General features: G+C 29.7%; 13 protein-coding genes and 1 tRNA gene. 7 read left to right on the top strand and 7 right to left on the bottom strand.

Annotated features, from left to right (window positions below):
• Positions 1–24: 24 nt before the first annotated feature.
• The gene (locus tag AAC008_RS11455; protein WP_339889421.1) at positions 25–717 is read left to right on the top strand and encodes an SIMPL domain-containing protein; all 693 of its coding nucleotides are present in this window, start codon (positions 25–27) and stop codon (positions 715–717) included.
• Positions 718–772: 55 nt separating this feature from the next.
• Here the strand turns inward: AAC008_RS11455 and AAC008_RS11450 are convergent.
• The 5 genes from AAC008_RS11450 to AAC008_RS11430 all read right to left on the bottom strand — a co-directional run bounded on the left by AAC008_RS11450 (position 773) and on the right by AAC008_RS11430 (position 5220).
• Positions 773–853: transfer RNA gene (locus AAC008_RS11450), tRNA-Tyr, on the bottom strand.
• A 175-nt stretch (positions 854–1028) separates the two neighbouring features.
• Positions 1029–2153 carry a TlpA disulfide reductase family protein gene (locus AAC008_RS11445; RefSeq protein ID WP_339889420.1) on the bottom strand — a complete coding sequence of 375 codons (1125 nt, stop codon included), beginning with the start codon at positions 2151–2153 and terminating at the stop codon, positions 1029–1031.
• An 88-nt stretch (positions 2154–2241) separates the two neighbouring features.
• Positions 2242–3654, bottom strand: coding sequence for a rhodanese-like domain-containing protein (locus AAC008_RS11440; RefSeq protein WP_339889419.1), 1413 nt, complete (start codon positions 3652–3654; stop codon positions 2242–2244).
• Positions 3655–3799: 145 nt separating this feature from the next.
• Positions 3800–4555 carry a sulfite exporter TauE/SafE family protein gene (locus AAC008_RS11435; RefSeq protein ID WP_339889498.1) on the bottom strand — a complete coding sequence of 252 codons (756 nt, stop codon included), beginning with the start codon at positions 4553–4555 and terminating at the stop codon, positions 3800–3802.
• Positions 4556–4587: 32 nt separating this feature from the next.
• Positions 4588–5220, bottom strand: coding sequence for a Crp/Fnr family transcriptional regulator (locus AAC008_RS11430; RefSeq protein WP_339889418.1), 633 nt, complete (start codon positions 5218–5220; stop codon positions 4588–4590).
• An 81-nt stretch (positions 5221–5301) separates the two neighbouring features.
• On the opposite strand from AAC008_RS11430, the gene AAC008_RS11425 reads away from it, so the two are divergent.
• Together AAC008_RS11425 and AAC008_RS11420 are read left to right on the top strand one after the other, a co-directional pair.
• Entirely contained in the window at positions 5302–5889 is a 588-nt protein-coding gene (locus AAC008_RS11425) for a hypothetical protein (protein ID WP_339889417.1), read from the top strand.
• Positions 5890–6267, top strand: a complete 378-nt coding sequence (locus AAC008_RS11420; RefSeq protein WP_339889416.1) for a YchJ family metal-binding protein — start codon at positions 5890–5892, stop codon at positions 6265–6267.
• Between the two features lie 100 nt (positions 6268–6367).
• Here the strand turns inward: AAC008_RS11420 and AAC008_RS11415 are convergent, their stop codons facing one another.
• Positions 6368–7267, bottom strand: coding sequence for an SIMPL domain-containing protein (locus AAC008_RS11415; RefSeq protein ID WP_339889415.1), 900 nt, complete (start codon positions 7265–7267; stop codon positions 6368–6370).
• Between the two features lie 161 nt (positions 7268–7428).
• Here AAC008_RS11415 and AAC008_RS11410 point away from each other — a divergent pair, with 161 nt between their 5' ends.
• The 4 genes from AAC008_RS11410 (at position 7429) to AAC008_RS11395 (ending at position 13543) form a co-directional block, all read left to right on the top strand.
• Positions 7429–8343, top strand: coding sequence for a hypothetical protein (locus AAC008_RS11410; protein ID WP_339889414.1), 915 nt, complete (start codon positions 7429–7431; stop codon positions 8341–8343).
• Between the two features lies 1 nt (position 8344).
• Positions 8345–8887, top strand: coding sequence for a hypothetical protein (locus AAC008_RS11405; RefSeq protein WP_339889413.1), 543 nt, complete (start codon positions 8345–8347; stop codon positions 8885–8887).
• 488 nt (positions 8888–9375) lie between these two features.
• Positions 9376–13125 carry a PAS domain S-box protein gene (locus tag AAC008_RS11400; RefSeq protein WP_339889412.1) on the top strand — a complete coding sequence of 1250 codons (3750 nt, stop codon included), beginning with the start codon at positions 9376–9378 and terminating at the stop codon, positions 13123–13125.
• Between the two features lie 19 nt (positions 13126–13144).
• Positions 13145–13543, top strand: coding sequence for a response regulator (locus AAC008_RS11395; protein ID WP_339889411.1), 399 nt, complete (start codon positions 13145–13147; stop codon positions 13541–13543).
• A 77-nt stretch (positions 13544–13620) separates the two neighbouring features.
• Here the strand turns inward: AAC008_RS11395 and AAC008_RS11390 are convergent, their stop codons facing one another.
• A complete protein-coding gene (locus AAC008_RS11390) occupies positions 13621–14046 on the bottom strand; it encodes an SseB family protein (protein ID WP_339889410.1) in 426 nt (141 codons plus the stop codon).
• Positions 14047–14318: the final 272 nt, after the last annotated feature.

The raw sequence follows: 14318 nt of genomic DNA, 5'->3' as shown, positions 1-14318 counted from the left end.
AATTTGTATTAAAAAAAAAATATTATGAAAAAAATAATTTTATTACTAGTCATGACAACAAGTACACTGTTTGCTCAAGAAATTAAACAAGTTCCACAAATTTCTGTTTCAGGTGAAGGAAAGATAAAAGTCGTTCCAGATGAAGCAATGGTTACCGTTTCTATAGAGAACACTTCAAAAGAAGCTGCTGAAGCTAAAAAAGCAAATGATATTGTTGCTGATAAAGTTTTGAAGTTAATTAAAAGCAAAGGGATTGATGTAAAAGACTTTCAAACACAACGCATGAACTTATATCAAAACTATGATTACAATACAAAGAAGAAGAGTTATGTGGCTAATCAAACTATTGCGATACACTTAAAAGATTTATCTAAATATGATAATTTAATGATCGAACTAGTTGACACTGGAATAAACGGAATTCAAGGTGTTGAATTTATGTCTTCTAAAATTAAAGAATTAGAAAAACAAGCTCGTAAAAACGCTTTGTTAGATGCAAAATCAAAAGCTGAAGATTATGTTTCAGTTTTAGTAGGACAAAAATTAGGTAAAGTATTGTTGATTAGTGATAATTCTCAAACAAACTATCCACAACCTGTTTATAGAGGAGCTATGAAAGCTATGGCAATGGAAAGTGATGCTTTTTCAAGAGAAACATTAGCAGTAGGAGAAATTGAAATTATCTCAACAGTTTCTGCAACATTTGTTTTAGAATAAATTAAACCTTTTTGGTATAAATAAAAAAACCACTCAATTGAGTGGTTTTTTTTTGTGGGGAGAGCAGGATTCGAACCTGCGAAGTTTTCACAGCAGATTTACAGTCTGCCCTCGTTGGCCGCTTGAGTATCTCCCCGATCCCAGGCTTTAGTGCCTTAACGGGTGCAAATATAGAATAGTTTTTGATTCAAACAAACATTTTTTGCAACAACTTTAAACTTATTTTATAAAGATTTGAAAATGAAATAAATAAAAATTCCCATTGCATATAAATACAATGGGAATTTTATAAATTTTTAGCTTTTTGATTACTATTGAACTCCTAAAAGTTCTTTTACTTTAGCTTTTAATTCTTCTCCTCTTAAATCTTTTGCAACAATTTTACCTGAAGCATCTAATAAGAAAGTAGCTGGAATTGATTTTACGTTGTATTGTTCAGCTATTGGCTCTTTCCAGTGTTTTAAATTTGAAATATGATTCCAAGTTAAACCATCTTTTGCAATAGCATCTTTCCATTTTTGACTTTCTCCTTCTTTATCTAAAGAAACACCTATGATGTTTAGACCTTTTTCATGTAATTCATTATACATAGCTACTACATTAGGATTTTCTTGACGACATGGTCCACACCAAGAAGCCCAAAAATCAATTAAAGTAACTTTACCCATAGATTCTTTTAGAGAAATCATTTTTCCATCAGGAGACGGAGCTGAGAAATCTGGAGCAACACTTCCGATGTTAACAGAAGTCAATGCATCAATCATTTTTTTAATGTTTTTACCACTTTTAGTATCAACTATACTTTTGTCTAATTTTTCATAATATCCTTTAACTTCTTCTGGAGTTAAATAGCTTCTCATTAAAAAATTCTCTAATAATAAAGCAGAGATAAATGCATCAGGATTTTTTGTGATAAATGCTTTAGATTGCACATTCATATCATCTTGAAATTTATTGTACTCTTTCATCAAAACACTAACAGTTGCTGTATCTTGAGTTTGTTGAGCATCTGACATTTTTTGTTGATTAACTTCTTGAAATTTCATCATTTTTTTATAAATAACTTGTGATTCGTTATTGTATAATTGAAATTTATCATTGTTTTTTGTTCCTCCAATTTTTGAGTTTTGAATGGTATCTTTGTTAAATTCAACAGAAATATCACCATTTTCAAGAACTAAAGGTACAGATCCGTTTAAAGTTTCAATTCTAACGAAAGCTAATTCAACACCTTCTTTTAATTTTCCGTCAAATTTAAATTTTTCACTTTCAACTACTGCAGTGTCTAGAGTAACAGGTCCAGTTTCATTTTGAGTTTCTAAGTAAACTTTTTTACCGTTTTCAACTCCTTTTGCTAATCCAGTTATTTCATAACCATCTTTTTTACAAGATATTACTGTTAATGCAGCAAATACTAATAATGCGATTTTTTTCATTTTAATTTAATTATAAATTTTTTGCAAATGTATTTAAAATAATGTTTATAAATTATAATCTTATCATAAAAATAAGACGTTTATTAATTTATTTTTTAAGGGTTGTTGGACAAACAAAATCTGTTAAAGGAATTGAAGCATTTCTAATACCTGAGATTCCTTTTTCTACATTTATCATATTGTGATATCCTCTAGATTTTAATATAGAAGCCATAATTACAGAACGATAACCACCAGCACAATGAATATAAAAAGTTTCTTCTTTTGGAACTTCAGCTAATTGTTCGTTCACAAAATCCAAAGGAATATTAATAGCATTTTCTATATGTTCACCACTATATTCTGAAGGTTTTCTTGAATCTACAACAATAGTTTCTTTATAATGTTTAGCAAACTCTTCTGGTGAAACTGATTCAATTGAATCAACTTCAAAACCAGCATCTTTCCATGCCTTTAAACCTCCTGATAAATAGCCTAAAGTGTTATCAAAACCAACTCGAGATAGTCGCGTAATTGTTTCTTCTTCTTGTCCTTCTGGAGTAATTAATAAGATAGGTTGTTTTACATCTCTAATTAATGCACCAACCCACGGAGCAAAACCACCATGAAGTCCAATAAATATCGAACCAGGAACATGTTCTTTTACAAAATCATTTTCATTACGTACATCAAGTACTACAGCTTCTGTTTGATTTGCAACAGCTTCAAATTCTTTTGGTGTTAAGGGTTTATCAGCTTTAGACATAATACTATCTAAACTTTCATATCCATTAATATTCATCATAACATTTTGAGGAAAATAGGCTGGAGGAGGCGTTAATCCATCCAATAATTCAGCTTTAAACTCTTCTTTAGTCATATCTGCTCTAAGAGCGTAATTGGTTTTCTTTTGGTTTCCTAAAGTATCCGTTGTTTCTTTACTCATGTTTTTACCACATGCACTTCCTGCACCATGATTTGGATACACAATTAAATCATCTGACAAAGGCATGATTTTGTTGCGAAGAGAATCATATAAATAACCAGCTAATTTATCTTGTGTTAAATCTGCGGCTACTTTTTGTGCTAAATCTGGGCGACCCACATCACCAATAAACAAAGTGTCACCAGAAATTAAGCCATGTGCTTTTCCATTTTCATCAGAAACTAAATAACACGTACTTTCCATAGTATGACCAGGAGTATGTATTACTTTTATGGTATAATTTCCAACTTTATATTCCTGATTATCTTCTGCTGTTGTACAATCATAACCGCATTTTGCTGTTGGGCCAAAAATAATTTCAGCACCTGTTTTGTTTGCTAAATCGATATGACCCGAAACAAAATCAGCATGAAAATGCGTTTCAAAAATGTATTTAATTTTTGCATTGTCTTTTATTGCTCTGTCGATATAAGGTTGTACCTCTCTTAAAGGATCAAAAATAGCAGCTTCACCATTATTTTCAATATAATAGGCTGCGTGAGCGATGCATCCAGTATAAATTTGTTCTATTTTCATGTGTATTTTTTTTAATAGTTTATATGGAATCGTAGAATTTTACAAATCTCTTTTTTCAAAAAAAAACGTATTGTTCAAACTGATTTCATTTTATAATAATTTTTGTAAAAATAATAATTTTAAAAAGATGTATTTGTATGATATGTTACACAAAGTAAAATTCTTTTAATAAAATAAAGCAAGCCATTGCTAGTACAAAGTAACCAAATCCTTTTTTAAGTTGTTGTTCATTTATGAATTTGTTTACATATGTTCCTATAAAAATTCCGATTACCGATAAAGTTGTAAATTTTAGCAAAAATAACCAATCTATTGTTAGGTTTTGCACGTCTCCCATAAATCCTATTAATGAATTCATAGCTATAATAAATAGGGAAGTTCCAATAGCTTTTTTCATGGGTAATTTAGCAAACAATACCAAAGAAGGAATAATTAAAAAACCACCACCAGCACCAACTAAACCTATAATGACTCCAATAATAAAATTTTGAATGATTAAACTTAAAAGACTACTTTTCTTTTCTTTTAGTATTGATTTTTTTCTCTTTTTTAACATTGTAAATGCCGCAAAGATCATAATTAGTGCAAAAAACACCATTAAAAAAGTACCTTTCGTAAGTACAAAATCATTTATTTCAAAAATAGCTTCTGGAATTCTAGGCACAATTTGTTTACGTGTTATATAAACAGCAGTAAATGAAGGAATTGCAAACAAAAAACCAGTTTTAAAATCAACTAAACCTTTAAAATAATTTTGTGCAGCTCCAAAAACCGAAGTAGTTCCTACAATAAATAAAGAATAAGCTGTTGCAGTTACTGGATTTAAAAGTAAAATATATACTAAAATTGGAACTGTTAATATAGAACCACCACCACCAGTAATTCCTAAAATTATCCCCATAAGTAATGCACCTATATAGCCGAAGATTTCATTCAAAACTCTAAAATTTCTATATTATTCCTATTCAATTTAATTTTACCTTTTAATTCTAGGGCTTTTAAAAGCCTCGAAATTACTACACGAGAAGTATGCATTTCGTAAGCAATTTCTTGATGTGTATTGTGAATTTCAGTTTTACCTAATACTTTAGCCTTATCTGTTAAATACTTGTATAAACGCTCATCTAAATTCATAAAAGCCAAAGTGTCTATAGCCTCTAACATCTCTTTTAAACGCACATTATAACTATCAAAAACAAAATTTCTCCATGTTTTATATTTTGTTAACCAATCTTCCATTTTTTCTACTGGAATCATGATTAGAGAGCCATCCGTTTCAGCAACAGCTCTAATTTTACTTTTAGAATTTCCTAAACAACAAGTCAAGGTCATAGCACAAGTATCACCACGTTCTAAAAAATACAATAACAATTCATCGCCTTTATCGTCTTCACGAAGAATTTTAATGGCACCATTCAAAAGTAGAGGCATAGATTTAATATAATCACCAATTTCAATAAGATAGTCATTGGCCTTAAATTCTTTATATACTCCTATTTTTGAGATCTCTTCCAGTAATTCTTCCTCAAAAATATAATTATACGAATCAAATAGTTCTTGTTTCATTGAAATAAATCTAATTTCTGTAAAGATACATCATATCTTTATATTTGAAAAGTTACTTTTGTAACAATTAAAATTCTTTACTTGAAAACGAGATTATATACTAAATACAACTTTCATAAGCATACTTTTTGTGTTTTTAAGGAAGTTGATTCGACTACGATTCAAAATTTAAAACCTGACTATTCTAGTAAATCGGGGAGTAGTTATTACTTTACGGATGAAGGCTTATATAGAGTTTCTAATCACTGGGGAAGAGCTGCAAATTGTAGATGGAAATTGGATTCGAGTGAAGTTAAGAGTTCAATCTCAAATAATAGTTTGGTTGAAATAAATCTGAAACAAGTTCAGGTTAAAGTTGGTTATGCTAAATGGACTGACTTTTATCCAAATAACGAACAAGAAAACTTATTTTATATTGAGGTTGATTTTGAAGCCAAAAGTGTAGATTTTCAGCATAAAAATAATCCCAATTATGATGGTAAATTAATTTGTAGAAATGCTTCTGAAACTGCTAAACGAATTAAGATATGTAAGGAAGTTTTACAAGAAGATAAATGGTCTAATTATTTAGTATTCAATTTTATAGAAGAAATAAGAAAAGAAGTGATTCGAGAATTACTTTACACGAACACTTCTTTTATAGGGATTAAACAAAATTATTTAAAGTAAATGAAAAACTGTTATTGTAGTTCCGATAAAACTTTTAAAAACTGTTGCGAGTCTTTTCTTAAGCAACAAATAACTCCAACAACTCCTGAACAAGTAATGCGTTCAAGATATTCGGCTTATGTGCTTCATGATGCGGATTATTTAGTGGCTACAACTCATATTTCGGAGCGAAAGTATTATTCCAAAGCAGACATTTTAGAATGGTCTAAAACCAACACTTGGTTGAAACTAGAAGTTGTTGAAGCTTATGACAATATAGTTGAATTCAAAGCTTATTATCTAGATGAAAAACAACTAGCTCAAGTTCATCATGAAAGATCTACTTTTAAACAAGAAGGTAATGTTTGGTATTATGTGGATGGTGTGTTTTTTGCGTAAAAATTAATATATTTCAATTTTCCGCAGAGTTCAGATTTTCATAATTAACCTGAAACAGCCTAAAATCCTTGAAACAAAATAAACAAAATAAACAAAAAACCTAAATTGAAGTATCAATCTTATAAGAAACCGTCAAGGTCAACGTGTATTGAATACCTACTTCTGTTTGATTGGGATTTATTACCTTATCAAAACCAGCCGTTGAAACACCATCATAATAAAAACTCTTGTTTTTTCGGGCTAACTTTTTCATGTAATTGACATTTCTATTGTTGTAATTAGTTTCAATTTCAGCACTCTCAAATGCTTGATAAACTTTGTATTGGTTTTTCGGAAAATATACTTCAAAAACTTCATTTGCATCTGGTGTTCCTACAATTCTCTTTCTAAACGATTTTAAATACTTTTCTTTTTTAATAGCAGCCATTGCTAAAGCTTCATCGAATAATGCATTATGAATCTGATCTGAATTCTCATTGAAATAGTCCACTTTAATGATATCATGAATTTCATATTCAGAAGCCATCGTTATTATTTTTTCTAAATCACTTACGTTTTTTGTGGTTATGATTACGTTTTTCTTGATTTCAAAACCTTTTTCAAATTGTTTGGCTGTTGTCCCTTCCACACTAAAATCATATACTTTGGTTTGAGAAATAAAATCAATATAACTATCTTCCTTTTTAACGCCCAGCGTTTTAATTTTAGCCATAAATCCATCAATTCTAGTATTTATTTGAGCATTACAAACTTTAACGGTTTCGGCTTCTTGGTTTAGCCCCAAAGTCAGTACAAAACCATCAGCTTTAGAATTCATAAGAATAGAAATACTTACCGAAAGCACATTATTATTGACTGTAAGGGTTTGGCTATTTTGCGATCGATTGCTAATGGAACTTGAATTGCCATACACTTGATTACCGCTAATTTGAGCTTGACTAAAAGCACCAATAAATAAAAAGATTAAAAGAACTTTGATTTTTGTGATTTCTGTTTTCATTTTTTTAGATTTTAAATTATTTAATACAATAGTACTAATAGCCAATAAAAAGCGTTTGGTAAAAGAACTTTCCATTGACTATAAAGTTTTTTCTTTACTTTTACAGTACTTTTACAGTGGTATAGAAAACCTGTATGTTTATTTTTGACTCCAATTAATTAATGAATCCATTAGACCTTTTTCAAAACCTTAAAAACGATGTGCTTTTAGTTTATAAAGAGCATCATCCTTATTTTCAAGGCACATGGAAAACCTTTAGTTCACAAGACATACAAAACTTGATTGAACTTATCGAAATAAAGGTCAAACAAACGGTTAGTGAGAAGTGGATTTATACCCATTTAAAGCCAGAAACCAATGACAAATTACCTAGAAAAGACATGTTGAATATCTTATCGCAATTGGTTGGTTTTTCGAGTTGGGATGAATATGTGTTTAAGCATAAAATTGTTGTTACAGAACTTCATACTGAAGAAATGAAAAGCAACAAGAATAAGATAATATGGTTTACAGGATTACTTGTTTTAACTGCGATAAGTGCTTTTGTTTTTTATAATCTAATTTATGAAAATGACAATGTTCATTCACTAGAAGTAAAAGATTCCTATACCAATGATAAAATCAATATGGGTGATATTAAAGCCACTATTGTGAATGATAGTTCAGAAATTCCGGTAGAAATTATCAATTCAGAATTGCAAATAAAAATAAAAGATAGTATTAAGGTTGTTATAAATAGTCCTTTTTATGAAGAAAAGGAGATTATGGTTACCAATACACATCCGCATCCTAATATTGTATTAGAACCTAACGATTATGCTATGATGTTGAAAGGTTTTATGAAATCTGACATCAAAGACTGGCAAACCCGAAAAGAACAATTGGATAAAATTTTATCAGATGATCTAGAAGTGATTGTGATGCTTAAAAATAATTTAGGAGCTGAATATTTTAATAAGGAAGAATTCTCCGAGAAACTTATAATTCCAAGTGCTTCCCTAAAGAAAATGAAAGTTTTAGAAATTAAAAACCAAGCCAACAAACAAATAAATTTTATACGAATCATACAACAATAAGATGAAAACTAAAGGAGTTACTTTTTTACTATTAACTTTTGCACTGACTTCCTTTAGTCAGAGCAACAATACTAGTGCATCTTCTAAAGTGGCGATAAAATCTAATTTTAGTTTTCAAGCCATTAAAGTGTATCAAGAAAGTGCTGTTTTTAAAGTAAAAGATTATTATGCTTATTTGGAATTGTATGCCAACGAAGAAGCTACAGATTCATTAAAAGTAGAAATTAAAACCGCTATTCATAATTTATTCATACAAAAGCATATAAAAGTAGTTGATTTTGTGTCTTCAGAAAACAATCCCATCCTACTTGATAAATTATTAGATAAAATCGAAAACAAAAACTACAAGTTTAAACTGACCGCTATTGAGAATTCTATAGTAGCTTCGGACTTTTGGACTACTAAATACAACTTAGAAGTTATAGAAACTAACCAACGGTGCAGCATAGAGGTTTTTAGTAAAATAATTTTCAAACCTGTAGACAAGAAATTTGGTTCAACTACGAAAGAGATTTGGACACTTTTCTTGGGAGAAATGGAGTGATTTTTAGGTAGGAATTATTGATTATGAGTTAATTGTTTTTATCTAAATCAGTACACTTTTTGCTGACGATTTATAACCCTTTCAAACAAACCAATTAGTACTGGTGTCATGCCTAAACGTATTAATGAACTCAAAATAAACCACAAAGTGTATTTTTTTGGTTTAACAATAGACTATTGTTAACACAATAACAATATCTCTTCAAGGGAAATCAATATCTAAACTAAATAAGTTATTGTATTTATTATAACATGACGACTAAGATGGTCTAAATAATTAATTTTATAGTAGCTATTATTTTTTTATACTTAAATAGAAATTGTAAGGACAATTTTTTAAATTATTATGACTATTTTTGGCTTTATGAAATTAAGTAAATATGCAGCTTTTATACTAGTCAAATAATTATAAATTGTAAGTTTTAACCCCTTTTCACCTTGTTAAGTTCTTAATTAGTAAGAAGTAAACAAAAATAATGTTTCCCCCAATTGAATACTGAATTAAAAATACTTTACCTAGAAAATGAGTCATCTGTTGATAATTTAGTAGGAGTACTATTAAAAAAAAGAAACATTTATTTTGAAAAAGAGAATGTCTCAACACTAATAGCCTTTGAAAATGCACTTAATGATTTTAAGCCTACCGTAATTTTAGCAGACTTAGAAAATCTTTCACTTGATGTATACGAATTATTAAAGTTGCTTAAAAGAGAAAGATCAACATCACCATTAATATTTGTTGTTGACAACATCTCCGATGAATTTGCTGAAGATATATTGTTTGCTGGTGTTGATGATTACGTTTTTAAAGACTGCTTGCTACGTCTTCCTCAGGCAATTTTTAATGCCATAGCTAAAAAAAATGTTGAGCTTAAACTACACGAAAGTGAAAGATTAAATAATGACCTGCTTTCATCTATACATTTACAATTGGCTGTATTAGATTTGAAGGGAAATTTACTAACAATAAATAAAGCTTGGATTGATTTCACACAAAAAAAAGGAATAAACTCATTTCATTGTGCTGAAGTTGGAGATAATTTTTTTAATTGCTGCAATGACGCTATAAAAAAAGGGGATAATTATGCAGTAAAGGGTTTAGATGGTATTCAATCTGTTATAAATAAGGAAAAGGATTATTTTGAAATGGAATATCCTTCAATTTTTCTTGAAGAACAACAGTGGTTTATTTTTAGCGTCAAAAATTTTGGAATAGATACCAATAAGATTATAATTTCTCTACAAGAAATAACACAAAGAAAGATTGCCGAAAATAAGCAAAGAGATACTTCTGTAGAACTACAAAAAACACTTTTTGAACTTAATAACATACTCGATTCTTCATTAGATGTTATTTGCACAATTAATGTTAAAGGAGAATTTGTGTATGTTAACCCATCATCACTAAAGGTATGGGGATACAAACCAGAGGAGCTAATTGGTAATAATTTTATGAATCTAGTGCATGATGAAGATGCTGATGCAACTACTAAGCTAGCTGAAAAAATTACAAGTGGCTTTCCAAGTGCTATGTTTGAAAATAGGTATGTACACAAAAATGGAAAGATTGTCCCACTATTATGGTCTGCTAATTGGGACGAAAAACGCCAATTAGTTTTTTGCATAGCCAAAGATGTTACGGAACATAAACGTTTAGAACATTCTATTGAAAATAAAAGAGACCAATTTTATGACATGTTGGTAAAAGCACCTTCTGCAATTGGTATGTTAAAAGGGAGTGATCATATCTATGAAATGGCGAACCCTCTTTATTTACAAATGATAGGTAAAAAAAATATCATTGGAAAGTCCGTATCAGAAGTGCTTCCAGAGATTATTGATCAAGGCTACATTTCCATTTTAGACCATGTTTACCAAACTGGTGAATCCTATTCAGGTACGGAGACGTTGGTGAAGTTAAATGCAAACAATAATGATGAAATAATTGATTTCTATTTGAATTTTGCTTTTCAACCCTATAGAAATGGTAATGGAGAGATAGAAGGAATCTTCTTTTTTATTAACGACATTACAGAACAAATAATTTCTAGAAATAAACTTGAAAAAAGTGAAAAACAATACCGTCAGATTGTTGAAACTGCGCAGGAAGGTATTATGCAACTTGATGAGAACAGTAGAATAATATTTGTAAATAAAAAGATATGTGAGATTCTAGGATATACTGAAAGAGAGCTTATTGGTAGGGAGCATTTTAACTTTATGGATGCCTATGAAAAGGAAAATGTTTTAATAGCTTTTGAGAGAAGAAAAAAGGGAATATCTGAAAAATACCCAATTACATTTTTAACAAAAAAAGGGAAAGAAGTTCTTACGAACGTATCCGTTAATCCTATTTTTGATGAACAATCAAATTTTAAAGGGTCATTAGGAATGATCTCGGACATCACAGAAAAGAAAAAAGCAGATGAAGAAATTAAGTTTAAGGCTAATTTATTAAATACTATTGGTCAGGCAGTAATAGCAACCGATTTAAACGGTATTGTAAATTATTGGAACAAAGCCGCTAAAAATATTTATGGCTGGACTAAAGAAGAAGCTTTAGGCAAACCGATAGCTAATCTTGTTGAAACTGAGAATAATGCTATGGAAGTATCCCAGATTATAGCTGCACTAAAAAAAGGACAAACCTGGTCAGGTGAATCGATGATGCAAAAGAAAGATGGAATACCCTTTCCTGCTTTAATTACACATTCCCCAATTTATAATGAGAATAATGAATTATCAGGTGTAATTGGTATTTATTCGGACATTACTGAAATTAAAAAATTAGAGAGACTTTTAGAAAAAACAAATAGACTTGCAGCAATTGGTAGTTGGGAAATTGACGTACTTAAAGGAACTGTATATTGGTCTGATATTACAAAAGAAATACGAGAGGTGGATAAAGATTTTATTCCCAAATTGGATATAGGTATTAGTTATTTTAAGGAAGGTATTGATAAGGAAACGATTAGTAAAAAAGTTCAGGAATGTATAGAAAAGGGTACACCTTGGGATGAAGAACTACAAATTATAACTTTTAAAGGAAACTATAAATGGGTGCGTACAATTGGTGAAGGTGAATTTTTAAATGGTAAATGTATTAGGATACATGGTAGTTTTCAGGACATTTCTGATCGTAAAAAAATAGCTGAAGATTTGCGAATATCTCAGTCAAACTTACAAGCTGTTATTGAAAACACGGATGCAGCGATCTATTCGATCGATACTAAATTTAGATATATCGCTTTCAACAAATCGCTCTATAATTCTGTAAAACAGAATTTTGGTTTAGAAATAAAAATTGGTGATAACACCTATACCTTTCTTGAAAAATTAGATCCGCACGAAGCAAAAAAATGGAAAAAAATATATGCAAAGGCTTTTAAAGGTAAAACGGTTAAATTTGAAAATGAGTTTACCACAGACGGTGTTTATAAGTGTTATAGTTTCACTATAAATCCAATATGGACAAACAAAACCATAATAGGTCTTTCGTGTTTTGCTCAAGATATAACAATTCAAAAAGAGGAACAAAAGCAAAAAGAAAAAATGATTTATGATATTATTCAGCATAATCGCGATTTAGAGCAGTTTTCTTATATAGTATCCCATAACCTTCGTGCACCAACAGCTAATATTATGGGTTTCACAGAAATTCTACAAGAGGAAATTCTTACTCAAGATGAGCAAAAAGAACTGCTCCAAGGTCTATCCGCTTCCGTATTAGGGCTAGACTCCATAATAAAAGATATCAATATCATTTTGCAAAGTCAACGTGAAGTGCATAAGAAAAAAGAGGTTATAGTTTTTTCAAAACTTGTGGAAGATATCGTTGTAAGCATTGGAAATTTAATTGATAAAAAAACGATGCACATTCAGACAGATTTTTCAGAAGTAAATGAAATATATTCGCTGAAAGTTTATATATATAGTATATTTTATAACCTTATAAGTAATAGTGTTAAATATAGTAAACCCAACCAAAAACAATTTATAGAAGTTAAAAGCAAAAATGAAAATGGAAAAACAGTCATCACTTTTAACGACAATGGTTTAGGGTTTGATATAAATTCCAAAGGCGATAAAATTTTTGGTCTTTATAACCGATTTCATTCACACGTAGAAGGTAAAGGAATGGGACTTTTCATGGTAAAAACTCAAGTAGAATCACTAGGAGGTAAAATTTCAGTTGAGAGTGAATTAAATAAAGGAACAAAATTCACAATCGTTTTTTAAATATTAAATAGGCAATTCAATGGCTCAAATAAAAAGAAGATTCATTCTCATAGACGACGATAATATTAGCAATTTACTAACAAAAATGGTTTTAAAAAAGGCATTTTACAGTGCAGAAGTCCTTGTTTTTACTGTAGCTGAAGAGGGATTAGCATTTATTAAATCAGATTCAGAAAGTATTCATAACTTTGATAAAATAATACTTTTACTTGACATAAATATGCCTTCACTAACTGGATGGGAATTCTTAGAAGAATTTAAACTTTTCGATGAAGCCATTAAAAAACAATACCACATTTACATTCACTCTTCTTCAATTAATGCTATTGACATAAACCTAGCAAAAGAAAACAAACTGGTTTTGGATTATTTAGAAAAACCTATAAACAAAGACAAGTTCCTTAAATTACTCAGCTAATCCTATTAATTTTTCATCTTTAGTTTTTATCTAAACAGTAATGTTTTCACAAATCACTACTTATAATTCATAATTAACTAAACCGTTCTCCCCAAAACAAACATACTTTCCTGGTTACTATCAATAATAAGCTGGCTAATTCTATTCTCTACAGCAATCTCCAAAACCTCTTTGGCAGGAAGCGTTACAAAAGGTTTAGTTTCAGTAGCCCAACTCATTAAAGTGGTTTGTGAAGTAAAAACACCCATAACCAATTTACCTTCCGTTTCAAATACCGAAGTGAACGATAATTGCGCTCCTTTTTCTAAAGTAGTCCAACCTTTCTCAGGGTTTTCTCCAGTAACTGGACTAGAAGTTGGAACAAGTAAATACGCATTATCTCCTTGCAATTCTTCTAAAACAGCCATAAAAGTTTCTTGGTTTTGACTAACTTGAAAGTCTTTTATTGTGGCTAATAAATTTGTATTATCTGGTTTGAAAGTAGTATTATCTGTATTTGACATCTCATTTATTTAAGGTGGCAAAGATAGCTAATTAATCCTTTTTTCCATTAAATTACAGGAAAACCCTCATAACAATAGGGTGTTTTTCCTATCTGTTTTATTAGTTTTTTACTGACTTTTGTTAAAGCAACATTTAAACCTAATATAACCTTATGAAAAGCTCTTTGTCTATCCTATTTATATTGGTTTTTCTTGTTGGTAAAGAAAAAAAAAATTCGGATACTGATCTGAAAATAATTTCCAAAAAAACAGTTATTGAAAAAAGAATTTGG

Source organism: uncultured Flavobacterium sp. (assembly GCF_963975515.1).
GTDB lineage: Bacteria > Bacteroidota > Bacteroidia > Flavobacteriales > Flavobacteriaceae > Flavobacterium.
Note: the sequence above shows the minus strand (reverse complement) of the source record. Positions and strands in the feature narration are given on the sequence as shown.

Coding starts and splice junctions, on each gene's coding strand:
- AAC008_RS11455 (WP_339889421.1), top strand. CDS start 25: ATGAAAAAAATAATTTTATTACTAGTCATGACAACAAGTACACTGTTT.
- AAC008_RS11445 (WP_339889420.1), bottom strand. CDS start 2,153: ATGAAAAAAATCGCATTATTAGTATTTGCTGCATTAACAGTAATATCT.
- AAC008_RS11440 (WP_339889419.1), bottom strand. CDS start 3,654: ATGAAAATAGAACAAATTTATACTGGATGCATCGCTCACGCAGCCTAT.
- AAC008_RS11435 (WP_339889498.1), bottom strand. CDS start 4,555: ATGGGGATAATTTTAGGAATTACTGGTGGTGGTGGTTCTATATTAACA.
- AAC008_RS11430 (WP_339889418.1), bottom strand. CDS start 5,220: ATGAAACAAGAACTATTTGATTCGTATAATTATATTTTTGAGGAAGAA.
- AAC008_RS11420 (WP_339889416.1), top strand. CDS start 5,890: ATGAAAAACTGTTATTGTAGTTCCGATAAAACTTTTAAAAACTGTTGC.
- AAC008_RS11415 (WP_339889415.1), bottom strand. CDS start 7,267: ATGAAAACAGAAATCACAAAAATCAAAGTTCTTTTAATCTTTTTATTT.
- AAC008_RS11410 (WP_339889414.1), top strand. CDS start 7,429: ATGAATCCATTAGACCTTTTTCAAAACCTTAAAAACGATGTGCTTTTA.
- AAC008_RS11405 (WP_339889413.1), top strand. CDS start 8,345: ATGAAAACTAAAGGAGTTACTTTTTTACTATTAACTTTTGCACTGACT.
- AAC008_RS11395 (WP_339889411.1), top strand. CDS start 13,145: ATGGCTCAAATAAAAAGAAGATTCATTCTCATAGACGACGATAATATT.
- AAC008_RS11390 (WP_339889410.1), bottom strand. CDS start 14,046: ATGTCAAATACAGATAATACTACTTTCAAACCAGATAATACAAATTTA.